Source organism: Streptomyces sp. NPDC059373 (genome assembly GCF_042751495.1).
GTDB lineage: Bacteria > Actinomycetota > Actinomycetes > Streptomycetales > Streptomycetaceae > Actinacidiphila.
On record NZ_JBHYXC010000003.1, the window covers coordinates 197,812 to 219,389 of the forward strand.

At 66.6% G+C, this 21,578-nt stretch carries 16 protein-coding genes, 1 tRNA gene and 1 pseudogene; 12 read left to right on the forward strand and 6 right to left on the reverse strand.

Features of this window, described 5'->3' with window-relative positions:
* Window position 1: 1 nt before the first annotated feature.
* The 3 genes from ACFXJ5_RS08705 (at window position 2) to ACFXJ5_RS08715 (ending at window position 3,905) form a co-directional block, all read left to right on the forward strand.
* The gene (locus ACFXJ5_RS08705) at window positions 2–382 is read left to right on the forward strand and encodes a RidA family protein (RefSeq protein ID WP_384628786.1); all 381 of its coding nucleotides are present in this window, start codon (window positions 2–4) and stop codon (window positions 380–382) included.
* A gap of 65 nt (window positions 383–447) precedes the next feature.
* The gene (locus ACFXJ5_RS08710; RefSeq protein ID WP_384628788.1) at window positions 448–2,481 is read left to right on the forward strand and encodes a S9 family peptidase; all 2,034 of its coding nucleotides are present in this window, start codon (window positions 448–450) and stop codon (window positions 2,479–2,481) included.
* Complete coding sequence (locus tag ACFXJ5_RS08715) at window positions 2,478–3,905, forward strand: S10 family peptidase (protein ID WP_384628790.1); 1,428 nt, start codon at window positions 2,478–2,480, stop codon at window positions 3,903–3,905. Before ACFXJ5_RS08710 ends, ACFXJ5_RS08715 begins: the two co-directional genes overlap by 4 nt.
* A gap of 41 nt (window positions 3,906–3,946) precedes the next feature.
* Here the strand turns inward: ACFXJ5_RS08715 and ACFXJ5_RS08720 are convergent, their stop codons facing one another.
* Together ACFXJ5_RS08720 and ACFXJ5_RS08725 are read right to left on the reverse strand one after the other, a co-directional pair.
* A complete protein-coding gene (locus ACFXJ5_RS08720; protein ID WP_384628792.1) occupies window positions 3,947–5,941 on the reverse strand; it encodes an amidohydrolase family protein in 1,995 nt (664 codons plus the stop codon).
* A 178-nt stretch (window positions 5,942–6,119) separates the two neighbouring features.
* Window positions 6,120–6,290, reverse strand: a complete 171-nt coding sequence (locus ACFXJ5_RS08725) for a hypothetical protein (RefSeq protein WP_384628795.1) — start codon at window positions 6,288–6,290, stop codon at window positions 6,120–6,122.
* A gap of 31 nt (window positions 6,291–6,321) precedes the next feature.
* Here ACFXJ5_RS08725 and ACFXJ5_RS08730 point away from each other — a divergent pair.
* A pseudogene (locus tag ACFXJ5_RS08730) lies at window positions 6,322–6,468 on the forward strand (IS110 family transposase); the annotation flags it as partial.
* Between the two features lies 1 nt (window position 6,469).
* Here ACFXJ5_RS08730 and ACFXJ5_RS08735 read toward each other — a convergent pair.
* Complete coding sequence (locus ACFXJ5_RS08735; RefSeq protein ID WP_384628798.1) at window positions 6,470–6,859, reverse strand: transposase; 390 nt, start codon at window positions 6,857–6,859, stop codon at window positions 6,470–6,472.
* Window positions 6,860–6,882: 23 nt separating this feature from the next.
* A complete protein-coding gene (locus tag ACFXJ5_RS08740) occupies window positions 6,883–7,479 on the reverse strand; it encodes a helix-turn-helix domain-containing protein (protein ID WP_384628801.1) in 597 nt (198 codons plus the stop codon).
* Window positions 7,480–7,643: 164 nt separating this feature from the next.
* On the opposite strand from ACFXJ5_RS08740, the gene ACFXJ5_RS08745 reads away from it, so the two are divergent.
* The 3 genes from ACFXJ5_RS08745 (at window position 7,644) to ACFXJ5_RS08755 (ending at window position 9,959) form a co-directional block, all read left to right on the forward strand.
* A complete protein-coding gene (locus tag ACFXJ5_RS08745) occupies window positions 7,644–9,422 on the forward strand; it encodes an MOSC domain-containing protein (RefSeq protein WP_384628804.1) in 1,779 nt (592 codons plus the stop codon).
* A 15-nt stretch (window positions 9,423–9,437) separates the two neighbouring features.
* Entirely contained in the window at window positions 9,438–9,728 is a 291-nt protein-coding gene (locus ACFXJ5_RS08750) for a transposase (protein ID WP_384629560.1), read from the forward strand.
* Window positions 9,729–9,806: 78 nt separating this feature from the next.
* Window positions 9,807–9,959 carry a hypothetical protein gene (locus tag ACFXJ5_RS08755; RefSeq protein WP_384628807.1) on the forward strand — a complete coding sequence of 51 codons (153 nt, stop codon included), beginning with the start codon at window positions 9,807–9,809 and terminating at the stop codon, window positions 9,957–9,959.
* A 937-nt stretch (window positions 9,960–10,896) separates the two neighbouring features.
* On the opposite strand, the gene ACFXJ5_RS08760 is transcribed toward ACFXJ5_RS08755, so the two are convergent.
* Window positions 10,897–10,973, reverse strand: a tRNA-Thr gene (locus tag ACFXJ5_RS08760).
* Between the two features lie 1,173 nt (window positions 10,974–12,146).
* The gene (locus ACFXJ5_RS08765; protein ID WP_384628810.1) at window positions 12,147–13,268 is read right to left on the reverse strand and encodes a hypothetical protein; all 1,122 of its coding nucleotides are present in this window, start codon (window positions 13,266–13,268) and stop codon (window positions 12,147–12,149) included.
* A gap of 1,071 nt (window positions 13,269–14,339) precedes the next feature.
* On the opposite strand from ACFXJ5_RS08765, the gene ACFXJ5_RS08770 reads away from it, so the two are divergent.
* The 5 genes from ACFXJ5_RS08770 to ACFXJ5_RS08790 all read left to right on the forward strand — a co-directional run bounded on the left by ACFXJ5_RS08770 (window position 14,340) and on the right by ACFXJ5_RS08790 (window position 21,388).
* Complete coding sequence (locus tag ACFXJ5_RS08770; protein WP_384628813.1) at window positions 14,340–14,825, forward strand: hypothetical protein; 486 nt, start codon at window positions 14,340–14,342, stop codon at window positions 14,823–14,825.
* 705 nt (window positions 14,826–15,530) lie between these two features.
* Entirely contained in the window at window positions 15,531–17,996 is a 2,466-nt protein-coding gene (locus ACFXJ5_RS08775) for an ATP-binding protein (protein WP_384628816.1), read from the forward strand.
* A gap of 187 nt (window positions 17,997–18,183) precedes the next feature.
* Window positions 18,184–19,392, forward strand: coding sequence for an HNH endonuclease (locus ACFXJ5_RS08780; protein WP_384628819.1), 1,209 nt, complete (start codon window positions 18,184–18,186; stop codon window positions 19,390–19,392).
* Entirely contained in the window at window positions 19,392–19,706 is a 315-nt protein-coding gene (locus tag ACFXJ5_RS08785) for a pyrophosphohydrolase domain-containing protein (protein WP_384628821.1), read from the forward strand. Before ACFXJ5_RS08780 ends, ACFXJ5_RS08785 begins: the two co-directional genes overlap by 1 nt.
* A gap of 242 nt (window positions 19,707–19,948) precedes the next feature.
* On the forward strand, window positions 19,949–21,388 hold the full coding sequence (locus tag ACFXJ5_RS08790; protein WP_384628824.1) for a DNA phosphorothioation-associated putative methyltransferase: 1,440 nt from the start codon (window positions 19,949–19,951) through the stop codon (window positions 21,386–21,388).
* Window positions 21,389–21,578 lie beyond the last annotated feature (190 nt).

A 21,578-nucleotide genomic window follows, 5' to 3' on the forward strand; every position in this document is an offset into this window, starting at 1 on the left:
CATGCCCAAGCTCGTCATCGATACCGGTTCCGCCCTCGGCTCCTACTCCACCGCGGTGAAGGCAGGCCAGCACCTGTACGTCGCCGGCACTGGAGGCTTCGTACCCGGAAGCCGTCAGATCGTGGCCGGCGGAATCGAGGCCGAGATACGGCAGACGCTCGAAAATCTGAAGTCGACCGTGGCCACAGCGGGATACGAACTGCTCGATGTCGTCAGCGTCACCTGCTACCTGCGCAACCCGGGAGACTGGCCCCTGTTCGACCGGATCTTCGCCGAGTACTTCCCCAAGGAAGCGCCAGCGCGTGCCGCCGTGTCAGTGGGGGACATGCCTGGTAACTCCCAGATCGAGATCACGGCCGTCGCGTGGCGTGACGGGGCCTGAAGCCGACTGCCAAAGGGCGTTTGCCCTGGAACACGGCCCCCTCACCCGGTAGGAGCTTCTTCTTCATGCAGCCCGGCCACATCGCCCACACCTACTCCCTCTCGTCCCCCTCGATAGCCCCCGACGGCAGCGCCGTCCTGGTGGCCCGCCGTCGGCCCGCACTCGAGCAGGACGGCTACACCTCCGAGATCTGGTATGTCCCCACGGCACACGGTGAACGTCCGCGCCGCTACACCCACGGCCGGCACGACATGGCGCCGGCGTTCTCGCCCGACGGCCGCTGGGTCGCCTTCCTGCGAGCGGCCGGCGGTCCGCCGCAGCTCCACGTCCTGCCCACCGCAGGAGGTGACGCCCGCAGGCTGACCGACCATCCGATGGGAGCAGGCGTCCCCGTCTGGAGCCCCGACTCGCGGAGGATCGCATACACGGCGCGTGTGCCCGAACCCGGCCGGTACGGAGACGGCGGTGTGCGACCCGAGCAGGAGCCGGCGCGGCTGATCACGGAGTTGCAGGTGAAGGCGGACGGCCTCGGCTGGACCGTGGACCGGCCGTCGAAGCTGTTCGTCCTGGACCTACCCGAGCAGGACGAACCGGTCTCGGCACCAAGCCAGTTGCTCGACGACCGGCACGCCGAGAGCTCCCCATCCTGGTGCCCGGAGAGCGATCTGCTGGTGTTCGTTTCCTCCCGGCTGTCGTATGCGGAGGTGACTCCGTCCGCCGACATCCACGTCATCCGGCACGACGGCACCGGACTGCGGAGGCTGACGGACGGCTCGACGGTCGCCGTGTTGCCGTCGTTCGGGGAGGACGGCAGTACGGTGTACTTCGGCGGGTGGGGGCTGACCGAGAGCCGGTTCCGGTTCGACAGCCAGCAACTCACCGTGTGGACGGTGCCGGTCGACGGCGAACTGCACGCACCCGCACCGGTGTTCAAGACGGGGGTGGTCGACGTGAGCCCGCCGATCACCGCGAACCCTCTAGGTGTACTTGCGCTCGGCGGCCGGCTGTACCTCAGCTCCCATCACCAGGGAGCCGCCGAGCTGGTCTCCGCCATCCCTGACGGTACGGGCCTCACCACCGTCCACGGCGGGCCCGCCAGCGTCGGCGGCTTCGGCGGAATCCTCCTCGACGGAGCGCCGCTGCTCGCGGTGACCACATCCGAGCCGCGGTCACCCGGTGAGGTCATCCTGCTGGACGAGAACGGCCGGCGCGCCCTCACCGACTTCGGGACCGACCTGCGCGCGGCGACGAACCTTTACGAACCGCAGGAGCGAATCGCCTCCGCGCCTGACGGCTACCCCGTGCACGGATGGGTCATCAAACCGGACGGCCCCGGTCCACACCCCCTGATCCTGCTGATCCACGGCGGCCCCCACTGGCACTTCACCGCCTCAGTCCTCGACGAGCCTCAGGTCTACGCCGAGGCGGGCTATGCGGTCGCGCTGTGCAATCCGCGCGGCTCCAGCGGCTACGGCCACGACCACAGCAACGCAATCGTCGACGCCTACGGGACCGTGGACGCCGCTGACCTGCTCGCCTTCGCCGAACACGTCGCGGCGGAGCCGGACATCGACACCGAGCGGCTGGGCGTCATGGGCGGGAGCTACGGCGGCTGGGCCACCTCGTGGCTGATTGCCCACACCTCCCGCTTCACCGCCGCCATCAGTGAACGTCCCGTCAACGACCTGCTGAGCCACTCCAACACCGGCGACCTCGGCTGGTGGCAGGACCCTCAGGCCCGCGGCGTGAGCCGCGAGGACCTCATCGCCCAGAGCCCCCTGTACCAGGCCGACCGTATCCATACGCCACTGCTCCTGGTCACCGGTGAGAAGGATCTGCGGTGTCCGCCCGACCAGGCCGAACGCCTCTACTACGCCCTCCGGCACCACGGCATCGAGACGGCTCTCCTCGTTTTCCCCGGAGCGGACCACAACCTGCCCCGCTCCGGCAGCCCCCGCCACCGCATCCAGCGGTTCGAGCACATCCTCGCCTGGTGGGCCCGCCATCTGCCGACCAGGCGCAATCCGCATCTGAAAGACAACCCCTTCTCCGTGCGTTTCGGCGAAGGAACCCGCGCTGAAGAAGAGGCCAGGCCATGAGCACACGCTACGCGGTAACTCTGTCGGGAACTTTCAACAGCCGGGACCTCGTCTACGAGTTCTCGCTGGACCAGGTCCCCGTCACCGGCAGCGGAGGAGGGCCCCTGGGCACCGCTTCCGTGTTCTCGTACCTCGCGGAAGTACCCGAAGAGGAACGGACCAGCCGCCCGGTGGTGTTCGCGTTCAACGGCGGCCCGGGCATCGCCTCCGCCTTCCTGCACCTGAGCGGGATCGGACCGAGACAGGTGGCGTTCTCCGAGGCCATCCAGGAGAGCATCACCCCGCCCTACCGCCTCGAGGACAGCCCGCACTCCGTCATCGACGTCGCTGACCTGGTGTTCATCGACCCGGTGAACACCGGCTATGGACGACTGGAAGAGGCGGACACCTCGGAGGCGTACTCCGTGCAGGGCGACGCCCGCTACTTCGCGGACATTGTGCGGCGCTGGGTCGCCCGCAACGACCGCTGGGACTCGCCCAAATATGTCCTGGGCGAGAGCTACGGAACCCATCGCGCGCCTTTCCTCGCCAACGCCCTGATGGGGGGATTCTCGGCCGTGCCCCTCGACGGGCTGATACTGCTCGGTCAGGCACTCAACGTGCAGGAGACCGCTGACCGACCCGGGAACGTCACCGGGGCCCTGGCCGGTTTCCCGTACAAGGCGGCCACTGCCTGGTACCACCGCCGGGGCACCACGGGCCATGACACCGTCGAGGAAGTCGTGGACGCGGCGGTCGAGTTCGCGTTCGGGCCGCTCGCGGCGGCCCTGGTCCAGGGCAACAGGATCCCCGAGGAGGAAGGCAAGGAGATCGCGAACCGGCTCGAAGCGTTCACCGGCATCCCGGCCGACATGTATCTGCGCAAGCGGCTGTGGCTGAGCAAGGGCGAGTTCATGCGTCAACTTCTCGGCGACCGCGGCCAGGTCTTGGGCCGCAACGACTCCCGCTGTGTGGGAGCGGCAGCCGATAAGACGGCCGCCGAAACGGACATCGACCCGGCCGGCGACCAGTACCAGGCCGCGTACACAGCGGGCATCGCCCGTCATCTCCACGGCACCCTCGGTGTTCCCGTCGACGAGGAATACCGCATGGCGGACCTCGACGCCGTGCGGAAGTGGGACTGGACCGATTCGGCCGCGGCCCGCTTCCACTTCACGGGGCAGCCCTCGCCGTTCCATGTCTACCCCTACCCGGCGCAGCTCACCCGGTACTTGAAGCAGCAGCCGCATGCGCGCCTGTTCATCGGAACCGGGCTCTACGACGCGCTGACCACGGTGGGAGCCGCGGAGCACCTGCTGCGCCAGTACGACGTTCCGCTGGACCGAGTGACCAACCGGCGCTACCCGGCGGGCCACATGATGTACACCGACGAACGGTCGGCGGTGCAACTCAACACCCACCTGCGGGAGTTCCTCGTTCGGTAGCATGATGCCGAAGACACGGGCGAGGCCACAAGCAGTTCAGTTCACGGCGCGGGGACGACGAGCGGCCGGACGAACGGGACGATGGCGAGCTCCCGGTAGATGTCGCTGGGGCAGTACAGGTCACCGTTCTTGACGACCAGCCGCACGTTACGCACTGCGCCGATGTCGCAGGTCGGATCGCCGGCGATGACGAAGAACGACGCCGCCCGGCCCCGCTCGACAATGCCGTGGCTGTGCCCCAGCCCCAGGTGGGCGGCGCTGTCGCGGGTAGCGGCACGGAGGACTTCGGTGGGCCGGAGTCCTGCCTCCACATAGAGTTCGAGCTCTCGGTGAAGGACGAACGCCGTGTTGTTGTCGGTGCCGGGCCAGAGCGGGATGCCGTTGTCGTGGAGCATCCGGAGGGTGCCGAGGAGTCTGGCGAACGCTGTTTCGTAACGGGCGAGTTCCTCCTCGCTGCGGGCGGGCACGAACGTCCGCTTGCGACCGCGCTGCGCGTTCGCCGGCAGATGGTCGAGATAGGCGGCGTCACCGCGCAGCACCGTGCGCGAGCGGCTGAGCATGAGCCGTTCGATGATGGCGATGGTGGGGTCGAGGCCGATGCCCCGCTCCCGCATGAGGTTCACGGTGTGCCGCACTTCGGGGGCGTCGAGATCGAGATCAGCCGCGCGGGTCAGGGCGGTCAGCCGAAGGGCTGTGCGGGTGTCCTCCCCGGGACCGAGCAGCCAGCCGAGGACGAGCTGGTTGAGGTGCGTGACCTCGTCGTACCCGTCCTCGATCATGCGGTCGGGTGTGGTGAAGGCCGGTACATGCCCGGTCACATTGAGGCCGAGGCGGTGGGCCTCCTTCGCGAGCGGGCGCACCCAGTCCGGGTCCACCGAGTTGTAGATCTTGATCTGGAAGTAGCCGCGGTCCGCGTACCAGCGCACCATCTCCAGCGCCTCTTCAAGGGTGTCGGGGAGGACTCCCATCCGCACCGAGTGTTCGCTACGCCCCTCGATGAGCCCCGACGCGACCACTGTCGGGCCGGGCAGCTCGCCCGAATCGAATTGCGCCGCCGTCCGGCGGAGCAGCGCGTTGTGGTTGCCCATGTCGCGAACCTGCGTGATCCCTCCGGCGAGGGCGAGCAGCCCACTCCACAGGGAAACATGGGCGTGCATGTCGTGCAGCCCCGCCAGCAGGGTGCCACCCTCGCCTTCAATCACGATGCGGCCGTCATCAGGGACGCTCGCTCCCACGTCGGTCGAAACAGCTGTGATCCGGTCCCCGCAGAAGGTCACCGAGGCGGGCCCCGTCAGGGCCCCGGTGGCGGGGTCGAATATACGTACATCACGGATCTGGACCGGCGTGAGACTGAAACGGTGCCGGATGCGCTGCTGTATCCGGGCCAAATGCTCCTCGGCGAGCCGGGTCTCCAGCGTGGTGAACTCCTCTTCCAGATGCGCGAGTTCGGTGCGCAGCAATCGGGGGGTCGGCATGAGATCGCCGCCCATCTGCGCCACAAGGCGCCCATGCGCGTCCAGCAGTACGTACTGGGGGACGAGACTCACCCCGGTGAGGGCGTAGGCATCCACAGGCAGCGGCCCATCAGGGGTGCCCAGGGTGATCGTGGTGATCCGATGGGCGCGGACGACGCCGGAGGGCAGCGCCCGTACCTCACCGCCGGCGGCCAGAGCGGCCCGGGTGTAGATCCACGCGGCGTACGGGCTGCTGTCGGCGGCCAGGTAGAGCCGCTCCTCGTCCGGACACGTGCCTTCGTCGGCCTGACATTCCCAGGCGAACGACGAGCCGTCCCAGGAAAGTTCCTCACGGATCTCACCGCCCATCAGCGACGTGCCGGTAATGGTCCATCCGCGGGGCAGGCCGGACGAGTCCAGTTCCAGGCGTTCTCGCAGCTTGGCGCCGCGGCCGTTGTTCGAGACGGCGTACTCGACCGTCAACCTGGTGGCGCTGTCGCCGCGTACGGTCAGGCCCCCGACTGTCTCGGCGACACTGACCACGGAAAAGTGCTCGGTGAAGGGTTGCGATGCGGGGGCCATCAGCACACCACCTTGTCGAAGCGACCACCTGGTTATCGGTGGCAGTTGCCGTTGGCGCACGGCAAACCGCCGCACACTCCCAATAATTCAACTGACAGTAAATGTCCTCAACGTCATGTGCAAGAGCCTGGCTGGTGGGAAGATGCCCTTGGCCGCCCGCGCAGCGGGCCCACTCACCTCACGGTCGGCATACGGAGAACCGAGCATGCGCGTCGTCCTCGCCGAAGACAGGGTGATCCTTCGCGACGGGTTGGTGCACCTGCTGGAAGAAGAAGGCCACCAGGTCGTCGCCGCTGTGGGCGGCGACGGCCTCGCGTGCGGCCGCGGTCGAGTACCCGCCGGACATCATGGTCAGCGACGTCAGGATGCCCCCTGCTCTGGCCCAGCCGGACTCTCGGGCCTACTACGACAGAAAACGACGCAAGGGAAAGCACTGCGTCGCAGCCGTCGTCCGCCTTGCCAGCCGCCGCATTGACATCCTCTTCGCCATGCTCCGGGACGGCACCTTCCACCAGCCACCCACCCCGGTCACCGCTTGGCCAAAACCGCAGGAGCACCTTTTCGGCCGGTGGCGGCGGCATGCTGGTGGCCGCGGACGATGGCGGAGTCGATCTGCGCCGGCCAGTCAATGTCGCCGGCCGCGTCCGCGCGGCCCTGGATCTGCTGGAGAGCTCGAGTGAACACGCCGTCCAGGACATAGCTGCGGAAGCGGGTGTAGACCATCTTCCATGGCCCGTAGCGTTCCGGCAGGCCGCGCCAGGAGATCCCGGTCCGGATCTTGTAGACCATCCCCTTGATGAGCTGCCGGTCCGACACGCGTGGCCGGCCTACCGCGGCCCGCGGTATGAGCGGAGCGAGTAACTCCCACTCTCGGTCGGTGAGTTCATGGCGGCGTATCACCCCACCGTGATCCACCACCCGATGATCTTTGAAGACGGACCCTAGACGCCGGGAGCCAGAACCCAGATGACCCGAGCCTTGACCCGGGGAGAGGCGTTGCGCCAGGTGTGTCGGGTGCGGCCGCCGAAGGTCAGGGTGTCGCCCGCCTGGAGCGGGAAGGTCTCGTCCTCGATCTGGACGGTCAGGGATCCTTCGAGAACGTGCACGGTTTCCTGTTCGACATCGAGCGCGTATGGCTCGTCCCCGGAGGTGGCAGCGGGTTCGAGTTCCGCCTCGATCAGTTGGAAGCCGCGGCGGTTCGGGGGTGTCAACAGGAAGTCACGGACCCCGTGGCCGCCGAAGTTGATCTCCGTTCTGTTCTCACGGGTAACCAGTGCGTGGCCGGGCGGGCGGAACAGGGATCCGACGTCGACACCGACCACGGCGCAGATGCGCACCAGGTTCGCCACTGACACCTGGGTGTTGTCGCGCTCCAACTGGCTGACGAAGCCTTTGGACAGGCCCGTTCTCTTGGCGACGTCCTCAATGGTCAGCCCCGCGCTGCGCCGGGCGGTGCGGAGGCGCCCGCCGAATCGCGTCAGGTCCTCCGCCCGATCGGCGGACCCGGTCGGCCGATGGTCCGGTCCGTCGTTGTCCACTCTCGCTACCTCCCCATGACGCCGTATCGCCGCTGCAGGCTACCCGGACGTTACGCGTTGACCGGAGCACCCATATAAGTATGATGCCATGAATAAAAGTTCAGTGTCAGTAACCTTCATGTTTAACGCTCAGAGTGTTCAGGCTTGGGCGAAAGGTAGCCGCCATGTCCAGCATCAGCCACCAGGATGAGGCCCGCGCGGGCGAGACCCTCTTCCCGCCCTCGGGCGTCGTGCTCAGCGTCAACGTCGGGCAGCCCCGGGAGATCCCATGGCGCGGGACGGTGGTGCGCACGGCGTTCTTCAAGTCGCCGATCCGCGGCCCGGTCGCCATCCGCGACACCGGCCTGGAAGGCGACGCCCAGGCCGACCGGGAGGTGCACGGCGGTCGGGACAAGTGTCTGTTCGCCTACGCCGACGAGCACTACCCGGCCTGGCGGGAGTGGCTGGGGGAAGGCCCGCTGGAACCCGGTACATTCGGGGAGAACCTCACCCTCACCGGGCTCACCGAGGACGCCGTCGCCCTCGGTGATCACTTCCGCATCGGGACCGCGGAGCTGGTCGTCACCGAGCCGCGCCAGCCCTGCTACAAGGTCGACGTCCGGCTGAACCGCGAAGGCGCCACGGCCGAGATGGTGCGCAGCGGCCGGATCGGCTTCTACTTCGGGCTGGTGCGCGCGGGAACCGTCGGCGCCGGTGACCGCGTCACGTACCTGGGCGGGCCCGCAGAGGACCGCATCAGTCCTCTGCTGCTGCACCGGCTGAGCTCGGCGGCCCGACCCGAGGATCTTGACCTGCTGGAGCGGGTGGCGGAGTCACCGTATGTGCTGCCGGACTGGGCCGAGATGCTCACCGGCAAGGCCGCCGCCCTGCGACGGCGCGCCCAGCGGGCCCGCCGCCCCGGACCGGCGTGGGTGGGAATCCGTGACTTCACCGTGGTCCGGCGCACGGTCGAGGCCCCCGACGTGGTGAGCGTGCACCTCACCGCCGTCGGTGGGACGGGCCTGCCGAGGTTCGAGGGCGGCCAGTTCGTCACCCTCGAATTGCCGGGTCACGTCCCGGGCGATCCCGCGCTGGCCCGCTCCTACTCGCTGTCCGGCCCGCCGGGCGACGAGCCATGGCGGATCACCGTGCGCAGGCCACCCGACTCCCAGGGCGGCTCCCGGCGGGTGCACCTGCTTGCTCCCGGGGACACAGTCGGCGTGCGCGCCCCGGCCGGTGACTTCACGCTCGGCGAGCATCCTGCGGGCGCCCCGGTCGTGCTGGTCTCCGGAGGGATCGGGATCACCCCCATCCTGTCCATGGCCCGGGACTGGGCCGCCCGGCCGAGCGGCCGCCTGATCGCCGTGCACGCCCTCCGAACGGCCGAGGACGCCGCGCTGGTAGCCGAGTTGAGCTCCGCACTCGCCCCGCACCCGGAGGCGTCCTTGGACCTCTTCGTCGAGGACGGCACGCACCCGCCGGGCCTGCCCAAGGCGACCGTCCACGTCGGCCGCCTCTCCGCCGCCCGGCTGACGGACCTCCTCGCGGGCCGTACGGACCAGGCCCACGCGTATCTGTGCGGTCCCCTCGGACTGGTCAAGGCGATGACCGAGCTGCTGCCCCGGCTGGGGGTGGCCGAGGACGCCATCCATACCGAGGTCTTCGCCACCCCTGCTCCGGCGGGCGGCGAGGTCACCGTCCCGCCGGGCGGATGGGAGGTCACCTTCGCCGAACGCTCGGTCACCGTCCTGTGGTCCGACCCCGCCGAAACCCTCCTCGACCTGGCAGAGGAAACCGGCATCGGCATACCGGCATCCTGCCGCCAGGGCGTGTGCGGTACCTGCACCACGGTCCTGCGGTCCGGCGACGTCACCTACCTGCGGCAGCCCTCGATCCCGGTACCCGAAGGGAGCTGCCTGCCCTGCGTCGCGGTCCCCGCATCCCGGGTTGCCCTCGACGCCTGACCTGACGGTGTCACCCTGCACGATGCGCCCCAGGACGATCGGCGCCGGGGTGAACCCCCTTCGCCTGAAGCTTCCCCTTGTGACCGGACGCCTGGAGACTGGAAAACGAGGGAGGAGTTCAAGCAGGACGTGATCGCGTTGGCCCGCTCCTCCAGCAAGACGATCACGGAGATCGCGCGGGATCTGGGGGTGAGCCTGGAGAGCCTGCACGGCTGGGTCAAACGTGACTGGATCGACCGCGGTGAGGGCGCATCGGATGAGCTGACCAGCACGGAGCGCGAGGAGCTCAGGCGGCTGCGTCGGTAGTCAGTAGAACGTCGAGCAGCAGAAGACGATCGAGACGCTGAATAGTGCCGCGGCCTTCTTCGCCCAGGGCTGCGACCGGTGAGCGAGGTCTACCCCGACCGAGCCAAGCTCGACGTGAAGTACCTGCTGGCCCTGGAGCTGACCGATCCCGGCTTCGACCACACCGTGCCGACTGGATTCCGGGACCGGCTGCTCGCGCAGCTACGGCGAGTTCCGCGAGGCCGCGCGTAGAGCCGTTTGTGAGATTCACGCCCCACCCCCGCGCTGCGACGAGGAACACCCGCCGTGCCGATCCGCGTTTCACGTTGAACTCATCCAGCCGCGGGTTGCGGCTCCCGACACACGCAAAGATGGATGAACCATCACATAAGGTATGCATCTCGCCGAGATTCATACCATTTGTCGGCGGCGCACCGCGTAGCGCACGGCGGCCCAGCGCCGTTGGCTTCAGTCCGGCCCGGTCTGCCAGCGCCGAGGGCCACGGCGGGATGCCGGCCCAGGACGCGGGGATGTAGCGAACGGCGTGCGCGCCGGTCCCCTCCGCGTACGCCCCCCGTCCCCGGCCAGCCAGGCTCCCAGCTTCCCCACGGCATCCGACGGTAGCGGGCACTCAAGCATTCACCCGTCCAGTTCCCCGGCGCCCTCTCGCCACCCCATGCGAAACCCCCTCCTGCGGATCCGCCAGTTTTCCACGGCCGCAGTCGCCACCGGTACGTGACGGGATCCGGTCCCGAGGACTTCCACTCCGGCACGGGTGCGGGACGGTTCAGCTGATCTTGCGGGCGGACAGCGGGCTGGAGCCGGGCACGGCCCGGATGCCGGGAACGTTGTCGGCGCGGAGCCTGGCGGCTACGGCTCCGGCACTGATCTCACCCGGCCTCGTCCCCAGCAGCTTGGGCTACCGAAGTCCCGCCGAACATGAGGCCCGCACTCGCCGCTTGAACACCACATCGAGGGTGTCCGTCGAAGGAGGCTCAGGCGTCAGGGCACGTAGTCACGCCCTCGAAAAATGTTCAATCGGGCGGCTTTGTGATTCGATCAGAGGCTTTGGGGGAATTTCCCGGGCCCCAGTTGGGCCCCATCTAACCCTCGTTAACCAGTGGACTAGACCAGCCATTGAGACACACATGATAAAAACCCAGGTCAAAGGCCATCTGATCTGGAAAAGTGGAGCCGCCTTCGGGATTCGAACCCGAGACCTACGCATTACGAGTGCGTTGATTCAGCAAACAAAGTCAGCGCGGCATGCCGCCCCACCGACCCGGCGTGAGCAGCAAATATAAGCCTACACGGGCTCGGCGGCGTTCTGAACAGCAACGATGCAGTCGCGGACAGCCACCGTCGTGCGCTGTCACGCTGCTGAGTCGTCCTGGCGGGTCCGCATGGTCCAAAGGCGTCCGGCCACCCCTTGGCCACCCCTTGGCCACGCACGGGGACATATCAGTCACCTCACGTGGGGAGTCCCGACCATTCCATCTAGCTCACCCTTGATCACCCAAGGCGGTACCCCCGAGTCCGTTCCAACCTTCGTGATGGCTCTTGTAGCGATCCAACAGAGACAATGACGGTCCCGACCGGCCGATCCCTCACCGCAAGAGCCTACGGGCCATGCCTTGAAGTCGCTCTTCGAAGCATGGATGGTCCGAGCGTCGCCACCTTCTCTGCCGAGGTCCACAACCGCGTGTTCGCCCCGCCCGTCTCCCCCACTGGCTCCTGCCCCAACCAACCTCCTACGGGTGCGGCTCCTCTCGAGCGAAGCTTCTGATCCGGCGGTGAGGTCGTAATCGTGCTGGTCGGGGGTGGGATAGTGGTGTTCGTGCTCCCGTTGAAGGCGGCAGGCCCAGTAGGCGTCAGGGTCGCAGTTGTTGAACAGGGTGCGGAGTTTGAGGATGGGCTTCGACTCTGTGGAGCCCCCAGTGAGCTCCGGTGATGTCGTGGGCCTCCGCCGGTGACCCGGCCGACTCGGCGGCGGGCTCGCTCAGGGAAGTCTCGGTCATCAGCTCGGCCATCTTCTCCCGCGTGATCACCAGCCTAGACAGCGCTTCCCGCGCCGGCTCCAGCCCGCGCGGTCAACTCAGTAACTTCCTCCTGGAGTTCTCCACTCGGGCACGGGCTGCGACCTCCCGCGTCTCCAACTCCGCGAGCAACGAACCCATCGCGGCCTCCTCTAACCCCACGGTAGGAGGACCCCACCCCGCCCACACGCCGATCGGCGTTATGCCAGCTCAGCTCTTCCCCGCGGAGGAGCGCTCATCTCCAATCGGTGCCCGCCAGCCGCGTCGGCCCCGCCAACTGGCCGAGATGCGGGTCATACGCCACCGGTCATGTCCACCCCACCGTCCCTGATGCCGCAGGCGAGACACTGCTGGTCACGCACCCGCAGGCCGTCGGCTGCGGGAGGGGCCGGTCGTTGCGGGCTTAACTCTCGGGAGTCCTCCCGCTGACGATCAAACGCTCCTGCAGGCGTGCGTGGCGGAACTGGTAGACGGAGCCCTCCTGGCGCAAGACGCCGCGGTGGTGGGCGTCGTTGAGAAAACGCATCAGACGCCAGGGAAGTTTGCCGCCCAGGGCCAGCCTGGCATGGGCCACCTGGTAGATCCCCCACCGGGAGGCGGCCATTGACCACAATGCAACCCCCACCGCGCACTGGGCGAATCTGAAGCCAAGGGGAACCTCGTCGGACACCCACGGTAGCCCGATGCCGTTGTGCACGATGTTGATGCCGACGAGGATCAGGAGCGCCGACGCCGCAGCCACGATGAGCGGTGCGCGACGCTCACGGGCCATCAGCACGGCCGGGCTGACGGATTCGGCATCGACCTGTCTGTGGTCCCAGTAGGTGCCCATCACGGCGATCGGTATAAAGACGCCCAGCCCGATAGCGAAGGACAGCGCCGTTTTGACGAGAGGCAGGCGACTTCCCATGGCGACCCAGGCGACGATCAACACGGTTGCCGCGGCGAGCACCATCGCGACAACCAAACTGGAGTAGCTGGACCGGTAGTGAGGGCGTTTCCTGGCCTCCACGCCACGCCAGACCACGAGGCAGCAAATGCCGCCAATGGGGCCTCCTCCAGACCAGACGAAGCCCCACGGCACGGCTTCGCCGCTGACGAGCGCAGTAAGCGTGATCGCCGTGCTGAAACAAACCCATGCGGCTACTGCGAACATCCACGCGTTCTGACTGGCAGGTCCGTCCTGTTCCAGCTGCCACCAGGCCAGGTCGGGGGCCTGCAGTCGCTTCAGGCGCCGGGCCAAAAACTCCAGCCAGTGCCGGGACTTGGCCTCGTCCCAGCGCCGGGCCCGCCACACGAAGGCGTGACGAACCGCCGGTTCGTGCCGGAACGCCGTCGACAGGAGCGCGTCCAGCAGATGTGCCTCGATCGCCGCTGCATTTGACAGCGTTACGGTGTCAGCGAGTTCCGCCGGGTCACGGCCGCTCTCCGTCGCGTAGGCCGTGTACGCGAGGCTGAGCAGCAGCGGACTGGCGAGCGCCTGGGCCAGTGGTCCGCACGGTTCGGCCGCCAGGCCATCGAGCACGGGTCGCCATCGGGCCTCGCGCTGGGTGCTGTGCGGCGCGAGCAGGTAGCGCTCGACGTCCTTAAGGGGCACGGCCTGGCTCGCACAACCGTTGCCGTGTGCAGGCCGTCAGTGCCGCTCAGCAGTGCCTCATACTCGTCGGTTCGGCAGGTCAGCACGAGCGGATCATTGCCCGTAAGCGCCTGGTTGATCTCGGCGAGGGCGTTGGCCCGGCGGCGTTGCGGCAGTTCATCCAGCCCGTCCAGCACTGGCAGGATCAAGCCGGCGTCGAGCAGATGGCCGGCGTTCGCGGCAGCCTTCGCCCCGGTACCCAGAACCGGGTACTCCTCCCCCAGTCGGCGGGGCAGCCAGTTGGTCAAGTGCTCGACCGTCGGATCCCACGACCCGATGGACAGCAGCACCGGAATGGGATCGCCGGCCTCGCGGTGCGCCAGCAGCTCGCAAACCAGCAACACGGCCGCGCTCGTCTTCCCGCCGCCCGCGGTACCGAGAATCACCAGTCGGCGTGGTGTGGGCAGTTGGCGGTACCGGCCAGCGAACTCGGCAGCGAACCAGACACCCTGACCTCCGACCACCTCCCATTCGATCGGCAACGGCTCAGCCCCGAACAGCCTGCGCACCGCCGCCTCGGCCTTCCACTGGCCAGCCACCGCGTGGGCCAGGCGCTGGGCCAGCCTCTCCACCTCGTCGGGCGGCGCGGCGCTTCCGTGGACGTGCACGTCGCCGTGGATCGATCCCGCCTGCACGACGCTTTCGGCCTTTCCGGAGAACTCGTTGCGCACCCCACCATCCATGCCGCGATCGTCCCATCAATCGGCCAGAGAGGTATAGGAGATGCCCACCGATGCCAGGCCAGGTGCCGCAAGTAGAACATCCCAGCCGTCTCGATCACTGGCAGGGTCTGATCATCCTGACCTCGAAGGCGGTAGCTGGCTCCGCTCCGGTCTCGGCACCTTGGCAGTCGAGACCGGCAGCGGCGAGGATCTCATCACCGAACACCTGCCCCACTGATCTGAAGGTCTTGCCCGCAGCCGGTGACGATGTCCCCAACCCGACGTCAACTGCCAACCGATGGCGCAGCTCACGGAGTACGGTGGCTGCCTCAGTTACTGCGAAGGGGGCTTGGTGGAAACAGAGTTGATAGCGCTTGCTACCGCAGGTGCTACGGCAGTCGTTCAGCAAATGGCGACGGATTCCTGGGAACATGCGCGCGACCGCATCGTCTCGTTCTTTTCTCGCCGTGGCGGCGGTGAGGAGGAAGTGATCGAGGGGGAGCTGGAGACTTCACGGGGAGAACTGACGGCGGCGTTGGAGTCCGGCGATGAGCAGACTGTCTCGGATGTCCAGGCTGAGTGGCGCACACGCTTGCGGCGTACCCTGCTGGCCGATCCTGCCGCTGCCTCTGAACTGCGGTCAGTACTGGACGAATTGGCACCCCCTCGTGGCGATCAGCAAGTCATCCACAACGTGATCAGTGGCGGCGTGCAACACGGTGCGGTGATTCAGGCGGGCACAGTGGGTTCACTCAACCTCGGGACGCGTAATACTCAAGAATGAGGCGGACGCCCCTGGAGGGATGGGGCCCCAGCTCGTGTGTCGCAACGCGAGCACGAGCGCTTCTATCCCACCCACGACCAGCACGACTACGCCCTCACCTCTCTGATCAGGAGGAACTTCCCTCGAAAGGAGCCGCACCCACCTCCGACAGGCCCCCCCGCTGCGTGCGGTTGTCCCTGCGGACGACGGCAGCGACGATCTTCCAGGCCACGCACTCAATTGCCGTGCGCTGGAACCAATGTCCCGCCTAGCGTGTTCCTCCATTGGGATGGCCTTGCACAAGGGGTGGTGCGGAGTGGATTCGGTCTCAGTAGGGCTGCTGGCAGCGCTGGCCCGGGGCGCTGGTGGCAAGATGGGCCGCCAGGCTTGGGCAGGGCTGCGCCCGTTGGTGCGCCGGCCACTTCGGGCTCAACAGCAGGAACGAGTGCCTTCTGTAAGCACGGGCTACGCCGAGCTAGTCGCCTTGGAAGAAGCCCCGCAGGATACCACCCGCGCATACGCGCTAGGCACTGCCCTGGCAGTGCGCTCGGCACTCGACGGGGCGTCCCGCTCTGAGCTGCGGCAGTGGGTGCAGCAAGCTCAGCTCGTCCACATCGATACGGGTGAGGTACACAACGACATCATCGGCGGCGCACAGAACCGACCCGTGCTCCAGGGAAGAGACTTCAGCAGCCTTTCGTTCTCTGCGTCCGCACCGCCCACGCCTTGCTCGGCGACGGTGCCAACCAAGTCGTAGCCGCCGAGATGAGCGAGAGGGATTACCGAGCCCAGCCGGATACGGCAGTCTTCAACAAGATCAGCGGCGGCACACAGAACGGTCCTCTGTTCCAGGGCCGGGACTTCACGGTCCATCTGCCACCGGAAGCTAGGCCGGCGCTCGACGGTCTTCCTGCCCCGCGTTCTGAGACCTTCACTGGACGCTCAGCCGAACTCAAAACGTTAATCCAGGCGCTCGATCCGAGTACCGAGCAGCCCGTGGAACGAATCTCGGTCGTAGCGGGCATGGCGGGGGTAGGCAAGACAGAACTAGTCCTCCAGGTCGCCGCGCAGGCGACGAAGCAGCGTGGATGGTTCCCCGGTGGTGTGCTGTTCATCGATCTGTTCGGCTACGACGCGGAGCGCTGTCTCAGCCCCGAGCGTGCCCTGGGGGCCCTGCTTGGTGCGCTTGGGATACCGGGCGAATCCATCCCGCCCGAGCTGCAAGATCGAGCACGCTTGTACCGCTCCGTGCTGTCCGGGTACGGGGACCGCGGAAAGCGGATACTTGTCGTCCTCGACAACGCATCATCAGCTGATCAGGTCCTGCCTCTGCTGCCGGCCGACGGGGCTATCAGTGCGCTGGTTACGTCGCGGCACACGCTCTCTGTCGGAGGTCGCATTCACGAGCTTGCCATCCTCGAACCTGCCGAATCGGTTGAATTGATCCATCAGGCTCTCCGGCTGGCGCGTGGCGCATCCGATACGCGGGTCGACGACGAACGGGATCAGGCGGAGCTGATCGCTGGCTTCTGCGGCCATCTGCCTCTGGCGCTGCAAATCGTCGCAGCCCTCCTTGCTGACGCTCCCACTCGTCCGCTTTCGTCCCTGGTTCGCGCTCTCGCCGCAGAGCACACGCGGTTGAGTCGTCTCGCCCGCGAGGAGCGGGCGGTACGCGCAGCCTTTGAGCTGTCCTACCAGCTGCTGTCGCCTCAACAAGCCCTACTGTTCCGGTTGCTGCCACTCAACCCCGGCCCTGATCTATCCAGCGATGCCGCTGCGTACTTGTTCAAGAATCCGAATGAGAATACCGACGTGCTCCTGGAGGACCTTGCACGTGCGCATCTGATCGAGCCTGGTCATGTCTGGGGCCGTTGGCGGATGCACGACCTCGTTCGGCTCTACGCCGACGAGAAGGGACGTGCTCACTCCGAGGACGACCAGCGTGAGGACTCGTTGTACGTGCTCATGTTCTGGTTTCTCCGGACCGTCGATTCGGCTAACTCGCATCTGCGGCGTCCACGGCAGGAGGAGTCAAGCGACCGAATCGCAGCTCTCAAGTGGTTGGAGGACGAACGAGCAAACCTCGTCGCAGCTGCCGTCTCTCCCCATGAGTTTGGCCCCCTCCTCGCCAACTCCCTCGGTGAGTTCTTCCATCAACGCCGCTATTTCGATGACTGGGTGGCTGTCAGCAGTGCCGCAGTGACAGCCGACACCCGTGGATTGGACAGCTCTGGGTCGTTCGATGGCTGGGCCTTGAGTAATCTCGCGCTGGTCTACCACCACGTCCGAAGATTCGACGACGCCATCGAGACCAGCCAAAGAGCCCTGGCCGTCTTCCGGGAGTGTGACGACCGAGGCGGGGAGCTCGCAGCCCTCAATACGTACGGGATGGCCTGCGAGGATCTGGGACGGCACAAAGAAGCCGTCGAGGCCAGCCTGCAGGTGGTCAAGCTGTGTAGGGAGCTGGGCGAGCAGCGCCACCTTGCGGGAGCTCTTGGTAACTTGGCCAAGGCAATGCAGAGCGTCGACCTCACCCTGGCCACTGAGATCCATCAACAATCTGTTGGCGCGTGCCAGGAATCTGGTGATCACCACAGCGAAGCAGCAATGCGTAACCTCTTCGGCACGGCTCTGCGCGAGGGCGGGCAGTTCGAAGCAGCAGCAGAGGAACATCGACGGTCCATTGCCCTCTACCGCGAGACACGTGATCGTCATGGCGAAGGTGCGGCGTGGGGCAGCCTTGGATTGGCTTTGCAGGGCCTGCGACGGTTTGACGAGGCGATCGACGCTCATCGACAGGATGTGACCGCCTGCGAGGAGACGGACGACCTGCACGCCAGGGCTCAGGCGCTGAACAACCTCGCCCTGGCCTTGAGGACAGCGTGCTGCCTCGACGAATCCGTTGAGATCTACGAGGAAGCTGCCTCACTCTTCGCAGAGACCGGCGACCTCCGCAGCCAGGGAATGGCGTATGGAGGTCGGGGCTCGGCCTTGCAAGAGGCAGGCCACCTTTCAAAGGCGATCACCTCATACGAGCGGGCTGTCAACCTGTCTCGAGAGAGCGGCGATCTTCCCTCAACCATCACCGGTCTGCGATGCCTAGCTCACGCACTGTGGGAGGCCGGGTGCCTTCCTGAGGCGGAAAGCACCCACCGTCAGGCTGTAGGTCTACAACGAAATCTTGAAGCCTAAGAAAGCCCTGCGGCTCCGGAAGGTGTCGCCGCAAATGGGTGAGCTTGAGATTCCCCCGAGATACGGACCGGCTCCGCTGCATCTCCGGCCCTCTGGACGATACCTGCCATCGCCAACGCCGCCCGCGCCATGGCGCACGTCCTACTGCCGTCACTGATTGTCGGTGACGTCGCCTACTGTTCACGTCATGGCGTTGGCGGACATCACAGGATCAGAGATCACCAAGGCGATCGAGGAATGCGACCGCCTCGGCCGGGACAGGTTTCTCCATACCCACGGGTTCAAGCGGGCTCGGCGCTACCTCCTCTCGCACAACGGCAAGTTCTACGACTCCATGGCGATCGTCGGCTCGGCGCACGGATACCTCGCGGACCAGGAACCTCTTGAGGCGAAAGCTTTCTCTGGTGGCGCAGACCATGCCGTAGCTCTGCTGCGCAAACTCGGTTTCGCCGTCGCGGACAGTCCCGGCGCCGGTTTGGAGGATTACGAGGAGTTCCTCAGCTGCGTCGACAGGCTGAGGGTGAACCGTGCCTCCGACCGCCCTCTCCTGTACCAGCCGATCACCCTGCTCTGGGCCATTGGACGGGCTCGCCGCGAAGAAGAACGCCTTGTCTCCTGGAACGCCACTGCGGAAGCAGTCTGCAGCCTCTTGGAACGGCACGGCATGCGAGGGGAGCGCCCGCGCCCCGACTATCCGGTCGCCGCCCTTTACCACGCCGACCTCTGGGAACTGCACGACCACTCGGGCCTGGTGCCCACCGCCCACGGAGATTCCGCGCTGAGACGATGGTTCGCAGACAACCAGCCCCGCGGCGGTTTCGTCGAGCCGATCTACGACATGCTGCACCGGTCCGGCGAAGCCCGCGTTGCCGTGATCGACGCACTGCTGTCTACGTACTTCGGCGACCTGGACTACGGGCCGCTCCTGCACGACGTCGGGCTGTACGACGATGAGGTAGCAGACGACCTCACCAACGACGCTGCCGAGCCGCTGCCTCCGGTGGTCACGGCAGCCCAGTACGACCGACTGTGCCGGATCGTCGAGCACCGCGAGGGCGAGAACCGAGGCATGCGCACGCCCGACACCTCATACAACCCATTCCGGTCGGGGACGGCCAGACGGGCGGTGCTCTTGCGCAGCACGGGAGTCTGCGAGAACCCGAACTGCACCGGTCAACCCGCCGATGTGACGAGCAAGGGCGCACCGATACTCGAAGTCGATCACGTCATGGACCTTGCCCGCGGTGGGCGCGACCACCCCAGCCGGATGGTTGCGCTGTGCCCGAACTGCCACGCGATCAAGACCCGCGGGCAGAGCCGGGAGGAACTCCGCGCACTGTTGCTTGAGGTGGCGCAGGAGCGCCACACCCACTGGACTACGTTCGAGGATGACTGATGGCAGATGGCAAACTCGTGCGAGACCTGATTCCTCAGATCATCTGCGAGAGCGGTGCGGAGCCGATGGTCTACGTTGCCGACCCAGAAGAGTACCGGGAGCGGCTGCGCCATAAACTCAGCGAGGAGGTAGCCGAGTTCCTCTCCGCAGACGACTCCTCTGTTGCCGAGGAACTGGCAGACGTTCTCGAAGTGGTTCACGCACTTGCCCTCAACATTGGCATTACGCCGGGCCACCTGGAAGAGCTCCGAGCGCAGAAGGCCGAGGCCAGGGGTAGCTTCGCTGGCAGAGTCGTCTGGACCGGCAATGGTTGAGCCTGCGCTGGGTCCTGAAGCCGTAGACCGCGTGCCGGCTCCGCGAGGAGCCTCTGGCCAATCACTGCGGGCTGCGGGTCCACTGAGTGTGGCGGACATCCTGTACAGCGCAGCACCTGCAATGGACGTAAAGCTGGACAACCGCCCGCCCCAAGCGTCGGTGCAAGCTTCCTGAGGCGGCTACAGCGTATGGTTCGGTGCTGCCGTATGCAGATTCGCCGGTCGAATCCCAGGAAGCATCCATGCCACAGCAGCTCTGGAGTAGCCAACGCCACCGGACGGCCATCGGCCGTGTTGGGTTGTCCGTCCCGGCGCGTCAGGCCGTGGTCGATCTGCAACCGGAGCCGGGGATGCAGGTCCTGGACTACGGTTGCGGCCGAGGTGGCGACGTACGCGCTCTTCAGCACCTCGGGCTCAACGTCTCCGGCTGGGATCCGGTCCACCACCCCGGTGGTGAGCTCAAGCCCGCAGAAATCGTGTTGCTCACCTACGTACTCAACGTCATCGAAAACCCTGCCGAACGACGACAGACCCTCCTGGACGCCTGGAACAACACGAAGTCCGCGCTCGTCGTGTCTGCGAGGCTCCGCTGGGAGCGGAACCAAATCAAGGGCACCGAGTACGGCGATGGCATCCTGACCAGTCGCAATACGTTCCAGCACCTGTTCGCGGCGAGTGAGCTCCGGGACTACGTCCAGGAGACGACCGGAGTCCGCTGCCTATCGGCTGCTCCGGGGATCGTCTACGCCTTCAAGAGCAACGAAGCGCGGCTCAGCTACCTTGCCCGCCAGATCACGCCGGACGCCGGGTGGCTGGCTTCCCAGGACACCGCGTCGGCCATCGCCGCCGTCGTCGACCACCTCGAACATCGCGGCCGGCTACCGAGCCTCGAAGAAATGCCGCAGCCGGTCATCAGCCTCCTCGGCCACCTACGGACAACCGAACTCAAGCGGCTCACCGAGCAGTCCGCCGATCCGCTGAAGGTCGAGGAGGGCGCGAAGCGCTCCACCCTCGATACCCTTCTCTTCCTCGCAGTCGAACTCTTCCACGGCCGCGGCCCCTCCAGCAGCCTTCCGCTTCCCGTCCAGCTGGATATCCGGGCTTTCTTCTCCTCCTATGCAGAAGCATGCAAACGAGCAGATCGGCTTCTGTTCAAGCTCCGCGACGACACGTACCTACGGCGCGCCATGACTGGGTCGTCTGCTGGCAAGTTCACGACCACCGCTCTGTACGTGCACCGCCGAGCCGTCCACCGGATCCCGACAGTGCTCCGCCTGTACGAGCAGTGCGCCAGCATCGCCGCCGGCCGCCCCGAGGAATGGTCCGTGGTCAAGCTACGCCACCAGGGACGCGGAGCCAGCTGGCTCGACTACCCTTCGTTCGATGCCGATCCCCATCCCCGGTTGGCCTCTTCATACGGCGTTGACCTGCAGACCCTGAAGTCGTCTTTCCTGTCCTACACGGATTCGGCCAACCGTCCTCTGCTGCACCGTAAGCATGAGTTCCTCGCGCCAGACGATCCCGACGTGCCGAAGTACCAGCGTCTTACCGATGCCGAGGTCAGAGCCGGCCTCTACGAGCAACCACACCTCATCGGCAACGAGGAGGGCTGGGAACGAGCACTTGCCCGTTGCGGCCGGTCTCTGCGGGGCCACCGACTGGTTCGTCGCTCGAACGACTGACAGACCAAAGGGCTGCCGACCGCTGACCTCGCCGGAGCATGCGGTCAGAATGCAGCCCGTGCCCATAACCCTCCTCCTGCAGCACCAATGTGTCCGGGGTTGGTCCAAGGCTCTCTGTCGTAGGGCGAGCGCATCAGCTCTACCGCAGCGCAACCGCCCAGGGTGCCGCAGGAATCCTGTTGCGCAGCGG

Coding starts and splice junctions, on each gene's coding strand:
- ACFXJ5_RS08785 (WP_384628821.1), top strand. CDS start 19,392: ATGGCAGATGGCAAACTCGTGCGAGACCTGATTCCTCAGATCATCTGC.
- ACFXJ5_RS08790 (WP_384628824.1), top strand. CDS start 19,949: ATGCCACAGCAGCTCTGGAGTAGCCAACGCCACCGGACGGCCATCGGC.
- ACFXJ5_RS08780 (WP_384628819.1), top strand. CDS start 18,184: ATGGCGTTGGCGGACATCACAGGATCAGAGATCACCAAGGCGATCGAG.
- ACFXJ5_RS08725 (WP_384628795.1), bottom strand. CDS start 6,290: ATGATGTCCGGCGGGTACTCGACCGCGGCCGCACGCGAGGCCGTCGCC.
- ACFXJ5_RS08720 (WP_384628792.1), bottom strand. CDS start 5,941: ATGGCCCCCGCATCGCAACCCTTCACCGAGCACTTTTCCGTGGTCAGT.
- ACFXJ5_RS08705 (WP_384628786.1), top strand. CDS start 2: ATGCCCAAGCTCGTCATCGATACCGGTTCCGCCCTCGGCTCCTACTCC.
- ACFXJ5_RS08745 (WP_384628804.1), top strand. CDS start 7,644: ATGTCCAGCATCAGCCACCAGGATGAGGCCCGCGCGGGCGAGACCCTC.
- ACFXJ5_RS08715 (WP_384628790.1), top strand. CDS start 2,478: ATGAGCACACGCTACGCGGTAACTCTGTCGGGAACTTTCAACAGCCGG.
- ACFXJ5_RS08770 (WP_384628813.1), top strand. CDS start 14,340: ATGGCGCAGCTCACGGAGTACGGTGGCTGCCTCAGTTACTGCGAAGGG.
- ACFXJ5_RS08710 (WP_384628788.1), top strand. CDS start 448: ATGCAGCCCGGCCACATCGCCCACACCTACTCCCTCTCGTCCCCCTCG.